5 protein-coding genes and 1 pseudogene are annotated in these 7873 nt (G+C 60.4%); 1 reads left to right on the forward strand and 5 read right to left on the reverse strand.

What is annotated here, in order from left to right:
• Nucleotides 1–766: 766 nt before the first annotated feature.
• Genes A7D27_RS03735 through A7D27_RS03745 form a run of 3 tightly spaced genes read right to left on the reverse strand, consistent with a single transcriptional unit; the run spans nt 767 to nt 6585 of the window.
• Nucleotides 767–1816 carry a hypothetical protein gene (locus A7D27_RS03735; protein ID WP_083265510.1) on the reverse strand — a complete coding sequence of 350 codons (1050 nt, stop codon included), beginning with the start codon at nt 1814–1816 and terminating at the stop codon, nt 767–769.
• Between the two features lie 3 nt (nt 1817–1819).
• The gene (locus tag A7D27_RS03740) at nt 1820–2881 is read right to left on the reverse strand and encodes a hypothetical protein (RefSeq protein ID WP_069564108.1); all 1062 of its coding nucleotides are present in this window, start codon (nt 2879–2881) and stop codon (nt 1820–1822) included.
• Complete coding sequence (locus A7D27_RS03745; protein ID WP_139134044.1) at nt 2878–6585, reverse strand: hypothetical protein; 3708 nt, start codon at nt 6583–6585, stop codon at nt 2878–2880. The genes A7D27_RS03740 and A7D27_RS03745 overlap by 4 nt, the downstream gene beginning before the upstream one ends.
• A 3-nt stretch (nt 6586–6588) precedes the next feature.
• On the opposite strand from A7D27_RS03745, the gene A7D27_RS27640 reads away from it, so the two are divergent.
• Nucleotides 6589–6915: a hypothetical protein gene (locus tag A7D27_RS27640; RefSeq protein WP_139134045.1), complete on the forward strand. Its 327-nt coding sequence runs from the start codon at nt 6589–6591 to the stop codon at nt 6913–6915.
• Here the strand turns inward: A7D27_RS27640 and A7D27_RS03750 are convergent.
• Together A7D27_RS03750 and A7D27_RS28605 are read right to left on the reverse strand one after the other, a co-directional pair.
• Nucleotides 6906–7706, reverse strand: a complete 801-nt coding sequence (locus A7D27_RS03750) for a DUF4123 domain-containing protein (RefSeq protein ID WP_069564110.1) — start codon at nt 7704–7706, stop codon at nt 6906–6908. The two genes, A7D27_RS27640 and A7D27_RS03750, sit on opposite strands and share 10 nt — an antisense overlap.
• Nucleotides 7703–7873, reverse strand: a pseudogene (locus tag A7D27_RS28605) (type VI secretion system tip protein VgrG); the annotation flags it as partial. The gene A7D27_RS03750 and the pseudogene A7D27_RS28605, both read right to left, overlap by 4 nt.

A 7873-nucleotide genomic window follows, 5' to 3' on the forward strand; every position in this document is an offset into this window, starting at 1 on the left:
CAGGCCATTCGCCAGCCGGTAACTCTCACGCTTGTGCTGGTCAGCACACAGTCGACACCAATGCCCCTTGCTGAGAATGTCGCAACCAGCCGCCAACCACTCATGTCCCTCACTGCAGCGGAACCTGTAGCGCTGAGCCGTGCCGCCGTAATGGTCCGACAGACACTCCCCACCCTTCGACTGTGCAGCCTGCTGCAAACGGGCCAGACCGTCGGACAGTTGCTTACGCTTATTGACGTGCTGCCGGTTGCAGACGGGGCAACTGGCATTGGCATTGGCCCGAGTAGAGCGGCGCTGCCAGGTATGCCCCAGCGGACAGCGGAAGTTATAAAGCGCATCAGCGCCACGCCATTGATCATCCAGGCACTCGACCTGGGCGCCTCGGGCGACCGCCTGCAAGCGCTCCAGGTATACCTGCCCCAAACAGGTCGGGCAGACAACCTGACACTTGGATCGGATGACCGCGTTCGGCAACCGTTCGAACACATGCCCTTGCTCGCACCTGAAACGATGCCGCACTTGCCAACCAAGCCAGGCGTCTTCCAGGCAGGTCAGTTTGAGGCGTTTGGCAACGGCGCGAACGGACTCCAATTGATAGGAGGCAGGATTAGGTGCGCTCACATTAGCCCCCTGCTTGGCGAAGTGTGAAAGCCTCTCCAGAACCCGACTGGGTAGTGGGGTGGCCGGGCGTAAGTTTCATAGGCGCCTGATCGGGGATACGGTCCGGTCGGTAGGCGGTGGGGGCGTAGTGGGCAGTGAACATGGCTCAGTCTTGATACCTCACATGCAGGTACATCATGTTGAGGCGCTTTTCGGTATCGATTTCGGCAATCGCTTTACGCAGCTTGCTGAGTACTTCCTTGAAGGTGGCGTCATCCATATCCACCCAATAACGCGGGTTGCGACCGTGCTGCCGATCATAGGCAGCCGTGGTCGGGTCCAGGTGGCGAAATTTTTCCAACTCGGGAATGTCCGGCAGTGGCTGGCTCACGTCCATGTAGTTCTGGATATAGTCCCAGAGTGCATAGTGCTCCGTGCTGTCCTGATAGATATCCACCAGCGGACGAAAAGCAATCTGCTTATTCTGGTAGCGATGATTCAGGCAGAGAAGGTACACCACCACGTTATGAAGAACGGTGGCAACCACATAGGCATCAAACTCATAAAACGGGGCCACGAACTCGCCGATGGTGCCGTTTTTTTTGTACTGGTCGTATTCAAAAATGGTGACCATGCCTGTTTGGCGATTCAACTCCCAGACGGGCCCTCGTGAGGGGCGCACCCAGAGTTTGGGGAAGTGGCGCATAACCAAGGAGCCAATACCCCACATAACTAAAGGTATGCCCTGAAAAAAAACAGAAGTCTCTAAAAAACAAAGATAAAACTCTTTCCAGAACTCACCTGAAGAGACCCATGCCATAGCAAAACATGCAAGCACATGAAGTGGAAGGAAAAACCAAAACCAACCTTTGCCATACAAATAGAGATAATTCCAAAATCTCCCCCCTGGCGATAACTGTGCAAAGCGATGCCGCTGATGGTTGTAGATGTAATGAAAGTCCATGGACTCGGCCATGCGCGGCACATAGGTACCATTGGCTTTCTTCTCGGCATCCTCCCGCTCCTCCTGTTCGCAAAGACGCAGATGTTCGGGCGAGCTTCTCAGGTAGAACCAGGCCGGCACTACGTCCTGGGTATTGCCCCAGGGCAGCCGAAGGGTGGCCAGGCGCAAGTTCCAGGGGCGCCGGGCCGCAGGCGCTTGATCGGGGATACGGTCCGGCCGGTAGGCAGTGGGGGCGTAGTGGGCAGTGAACATGGCTCAGTCTTGATACCTCACATGCAGGTACATCATGTTGAGGCGCTTTTCGGTATCGATTTCGGCAATCGCTTTACGCAGCTTGCTGAGTACTTCCTTGAAGGTGGCGTCATCCATATCCACCCAATAACGCGGGTTGCGACCGTGCTGCCGATCATAGGCAGCCGTGGTCGGGTCCAGGTGACGAAATGCTTCCAGTTTAGGAACATCCGGCAGCGGCCGGCTCACGTCCATGTAGTTCTGGATGTAGTCCCAGAGTGCATAGTGCTCCGTGCTGTCCTGATAGATGTCCACCAGCGGACGAAAAGCAATCTGCTTATTCTGGTAGCGATGATTCAGGTAGAGAAGGTACACCACCGTCTTGTTAAGAACGGTGGCAACCACATAGGCATCAAATTCATAAAACGGGGCCACGAACTCGCCGATGGTGCCGTTTTTTTTGTACTGGTCATATTCAAAAATGGTGACCATGCCTGTTTGGCGATTCAACTCCCAGACGGGCCCTCGTGAGGGGCGCACCCAGAGTTTGGGGAAATGGTGCATAACCAAGGAGCCAATAGCCCACATAACCAGAGGAACACCAACAAACCAAGAAATAAACTCTATAAAAAGAGCTTCTAGCTCTTCATACCAAGGAGCATCTACTAGTGCAATGTGGATAGGCGCTACCACAATGGAAGATATCAGCGCAGTAAAAAAGAAGCCCTTCCCATATAAATAGAGGTAATTCCAAAATCGCCCCCCTGGCGATAACTGTGCAAAGCGATACCGCTGATGGTTGTAGATGTAATGAAAGTCCATCGACTCGGCCATGCGCGGCACATAGGTGCCATTGGCTTTCTTCTCGGCATCCTCCCGCTCCTCCTGCTCGCAAAGACGCAGATGTTCGGGCGAGCTTCTCAGGTAGAACCAGGCCGGCACTACGTCCTGGGTATTGCCCCAGGGCAGCCGAAGGGTGGCCAGGCGCAAGTTCCAGGGGCGCCGGGCCGCAGGCGCCTGATCGGGGATGCGGTCCGGTCGGTAGGCGGTGGGGGCGTATTCGCTTTCGGGAGTGTCGCAGGTCATCGCGGGGCTCTTTGAACGGAGTGGTAGGTGTGCGGCTGCTCGGCAAAGGCGCGCGGTGTTTGCTCGGGGGGCGCGAGGGGGGCCGGGGCGGGAAAGACCCATTCCCCCTCAGGGGTGGTGAGGGTGGACTGGATGCGCAAGGCCCAGTCATAAACCGTATCGGTTCTGCTGCTGCCGACGGAGACGCTATGGTCTGGAAGGGTTTTGACGTACAACTCCAATGCGCCGGGCCAGGTCACCTTGGCAGCGGGGGTGACGAGATGAAGCGTATGTGACTCGCTTTCCACGGCGTCCAGGGCCAGGTTGTAGCCTGGGTGGCGTGCGTACTCGGTTGCACGCAGCCAGCACTCCACCCGCATGGCCAGGCCCTCCGAGGTGCTGAGCAGCCCAGGGAGGGCGGTTTCGATGCGCAGCAGGGTGTTGCTGCTGCGCACGGCATAGGGAATGGGGTCGTGCGGGTCGAGTTTGGCGTTGCGCTGGAAGTGTGGGTTGGGCAGCGCCTGGACGAAGGGCCCGGCAAACAACCCCAGCAGGCGGTAGAAGGCCTGTTGCGGGTCTTGCAGGTGAGGGTGTTCCCGGTTGCTGCCAAAGGGGCCGCAGACCAACCAGTCTTCCAGCGGGGTGTTGCTGAGCCAGTACACCAGAGCGGCTCCGCCGACGATCAGTGCCAAGGCCAGTATTCCGAAAGGCCCAAAGATGGAGCCCCCGGTTACAAAGGTGCCAATGGCGCCGAGCAGGGCACCGCCGGCAATCATCAGGTAGCCCCATTTGGCATCATCGTTCCGACGTGCCGCTTCCCAGGCGTCATACAAGGCGATGGCGGCCATCAGAAGCGATGCACCCGCACTGACAAACATACGCGCCATAATCACGGTGGCGATGCTTTCACCCAATGCTTGGCCTAACCAGCGAATGGCCGAACTTCTCGAAATTACAATTAAAGGATTGCGCAGCGCCGACGACACCTTGTTGCTGGCGGCCACTCTGAAAGCCAGGGCCTCCATGGCCAGCAGCAAGTCAACCCCAGCATTCAATACTCCAGCAAAAGCGCGCCCACGCCCTTTTGACGCCCGTGTTGCCGTATGGCTGCCCAGCTCTGCCTGCACGTTATACAACTCGAGCAACACCACCGAGGCCGGGAACAGCCGGTTGTTCAAAATCCGGTAGAAGGGGTTGTTCTCCAGGTGTTGCAGGCGCTTGAGTTCACCCTGCAGGGCGCTTTCGGCCTGCTGCTGGCTGAGTTGCGCGGAGCGCAGGGCCGCCTCCGCCTGCTGGACACGCTGGCTGGCCGCTCGCTCGGTGGTTCGGGCGCTCTCGGCTTGCTGAGCGGCACGCTCAGCCTGGGCAGCAGCCTGTGTCTGGGCGCTGCGCAGGGCTTCTTCGGCACGCAGGGCGGCATTCAGGGTCTGGTTGAGCTGGATCAGGCGTTGGGCAACCGGGCTGTTCCGAGGCAGTAGAAAGAGGAAGTGCTCACCGGTTGCAGCAGGCAGCCCGCCACGGGCGGTGGTGCGGGCATTGGTGGAGCCCAGCAGGTTGCCGTTGCTGCCTTGGAACTCGCCGTACATGCGCACGGCGCCGCCGCTCTGGGCGGGGTAATCCGCCACCCCCAGTACGTAATAGGCCCCCTTGTCTGTGGCTGATCGGCGGGTGAACACCAGTTGCCCGAACCCTTCTCGCAACATGCCGCGCAGTTGCTCCGCGCCCATGCCATGCAAACGCAGGTTGCCCACTCGGGCGCTGGCCTGGGCGGCAGCCTGTTCGGTGCGGACCTGGCCTTGAACCTGCTGGCGCGTTTGCTGCTGCTGCCGAGTGGCGGCTTCAGCCTGGCGCTGCCCTTCTGCGGCTTGGCGCTGGTGCTGCTCGGCCGCCTGACGTGCCTGGGCGCTGCGTTGTTGTTCGGCCTGGCTGCTGGCGTGGGCTTGACGCGCGTGCTGCTCCTGGACGGCGCCATGGTCCTGCTGAAACCGGGCCCTGGTCACGGCGGCTTCGGCGGTTTGTATGGCGCCCTGGAAGTTGCCGTACACCTCATGCAGTGCGTTGGCGCAAGCCTTGGCGCTGACGACCAAGGCATTGTGCAAGCTGCCGCCGTTGAGCAGCTCCGTCAGGAGGGCCGCGTTGAGGGTGGCGGGCTCAGTGCTGGGCGGCGGCAGCTTTTCGAACTTGGCCAACTCGTCGGGCCGGAACCGGCCATTGCCCTGGTTGATTTCAACCTCGCGGGGGCCCTGATAGGGAGTGGCCAGGGCTTCCAGGGTGTAGTCCGGCCAGATCATGGCATGAAGGGGGTGGGTGTTCTGGTTGGCCACCCGGTTGACCCATTCCGCACCACCGGACTCTCCCGATACACCGGTGCTTAAGCCAGTCAGCGCGTCAGTGATAACGCCCTGCCCAGCCAGGGGGTCGATCCTGGCGGCAGCGATCACCAGCAAAGGAAACACCTGGCTGAGTGCATGGAGTTCGGCGAGGTATTCGTAACCATCCAGGCTGAGGTGATCGGCCAGGGCTTGCTGGTAGCGGGTGCTCTCCAGGCTGGCACTGATGTGGCTCTGGGCATGGCGCAGTTGCCTCCAGACGTGGGTGCGCCCTGCTGTAGCGGTGAAGCGATTGATGTCACGACGGCCTGCATCCGTGATCTTTTCGAGGCTCTCGGTCAGCGGGTTGGGCTGCCCGCCGACGGTAGCCGGTAGTACCTGCTGCTGGATGAGGAATGCACTGTTGTGGTGTGGGTAGCGCAGGGCCTGCTGCACGAACAACAGGAGGAGCTGTTGCTGGTCCTGCAAGTGCTGCTTGATGTGACGGATGCGGTACATCGGGTCATCCAGCAGGACGGCCCAGAGCTGGCGTTGCCTGGCTGCTTGCAAGCTGTCGGTTTCGGTGGGTTGGGCTTCCCAAAGGCTGGCTTCGGTAGCCTTGGCCTGTTCGAGCTGTTGTTGCAGCAAATGGCGCAAGACGCCGCCCTCCAGGAGCGGATCAGCAACCTGGGAATTACCGGATGCACAGCCCTCCAGGAAAGCAGCGGCGGTTTGCTTGGCTTGAGCCAGCCAGGCCCCGGAGAGGTCGCACAGGTGGCGGGCGGGGTGTTCGAGCAGCCATTCATAACCCGGCTGGCGCAGTCGTTGAGGCGCAGCGAGGGCAACGGGAAACGCATGCAGACCCAGCACCAGCCGATCTGGCATTACACGCTCGGCAGGCAATCGCTTACCTGGGTCTTGGCTGCTGCAGTTGGAGAAGGCTTCCAGCATGGCCTTGCCGTCTGCCTTGCCGTCAAAGAGTTTTTTGTACTTGGGTTGCGAGGCGCGCAGGTCGGGTGTGTGGCAGCGACTGCCACGCAACCCGGCCTCTTGCTCCAGGCGCTGAAGGCGGGCGGCACTGAGTTGCACTTCGGAGAAGCACAACTGAGGCGCCTCCTGGCTGCGGTAGGCATTGTTGTACTGGGCCGGCAGCCAGATGTCGGCAAGACCCACGCCGGTAGCCTGCCGTGGCCCCGACTTGAAGCCCTTGCCCCGGCGATAGCGCATCACGTCGATGTCATGGAACGTGGTTGCACTCCCTTGCTGGCGTACTTCCAACTCCCGCCAGAGCCTGCCCTTGTAGAAGACATAGACATAGCCATTGCGAACCTGCACGGGTGTGCCCAGGTCCTGATCGCTTTTGGTGCCGGGCAAAGCGGTCATAGGAACAACCGGGACAATCTGGTTCCACTGCATGCCGTGCTCAGGCTGGCGCGGTGTCGCCTTCAGGTTTTCGAAGAGAGGAACGAGAATGCGCTCGCCCTGTTCCGCTTCGATGTGCAGCCAGAGATTGCGCAGGGGCTGGCCTTCCCAGTCCCAGGTGTGCAGGACGCTGCTGAAGTTAGTGCTGCTCTGGGCCTCAGGCTTGTCCTGTTGGGTGAGCCATTCCTGCTCCTCATTGTTATCAACGCTGTAGATGACCAGGCGCTGGGTGGGCGGGTGGTCCTTGCCGACAACCTGGACGATGAGGCGTGGCGGCTCGCAGGCTGCGCCTTTACTGGTGGCAAATACACTGCTCATGGGTGATGTTCCTTATCGTTCGAAGCGGCAGCCCAATAACGCTCCAAAGCCGACAGGCGTTGGCTGTCGTCTTCGCTGGACAACTGTTGGGGCAATGGCCGTGTGGGCTGGGCTTTCCTGAGGTTCAGGAAGGCTGTTACCCCGTCAGCGCTGCTGAAGCCAAGCTGACGGCCTTCTTCAATCCAGACACATGCGTGTGCGTAGTCCACGCCTGGGTATTGCTGCCACCAGTGGTAGAGAAAGCGCTGTGCCTGTTGGTGTTGCAGGGCCTGGAGGTGTTCAGGCCCGAGGATGTACGCCTGCCCGGCGGGGGGCTGCTGCCAGTGGGCAGCGGCTGGGTTGTCGAGGCTATAGAGGCGGCGTACCTGGTCGGCCTCTTCCGCCCAGGTGGCGCCGTACCAGTCGAACTGCTGGATCGGGCCCAGCCAGTGCATCCGCTCTTCTGCGCAAGCGGGGAAGAAGTAACTGGCCGTGCGCGGGCTGTAGTAGCGCAAGACACCTCTGCGCTGGCCTTCAAAGCGGACGAAGAGCATGCGACGCAGATGCTGCAGGAGGTCGGCTGCCGTATGGGATGTTGTCAGTTGCAGCCCTGGCCACTGTTCGGGGGCTTGATGAAAAGCACCGTACACATCAGGGCAGGACTGAACATTGACCAGCAGCGGGCTGTGCTCGGCGTAGGCGGCCAATTCAGTTGCGCCAAACAGGCGCTGTACGGCAGGTGCTTCCGCATGTTGGTAAAGGCGCTTGGGCAGCTCATCAGTGAACTCAAGCAGCAGCCAGGTGGTGGAGACGCTCATGCTGTGCCCCCTTGCTGCATGGCTTTGCGACAGGGGCAGTCGCTGAGGGGGCATTGCATCGGGGTGCCGCCCTTGGGCTTCTGGCACAACTCGACTATGGGTACGTCTTCACGCAGGCGCTGCATCAGCAGAGCCCCTGGCGCTGAGGTGTCGGCCGGCTTCACCGT

Source organism: Pseudomonas sp. 1D4, assembly GCF_001728925.1.
GTDB lineage: Bacteria > Pseudomonadota > Gammaproteobacteria > Pseudomonadales > Pseudomonadaceae > Metapseudomonas > Metapseudomonas otitidis.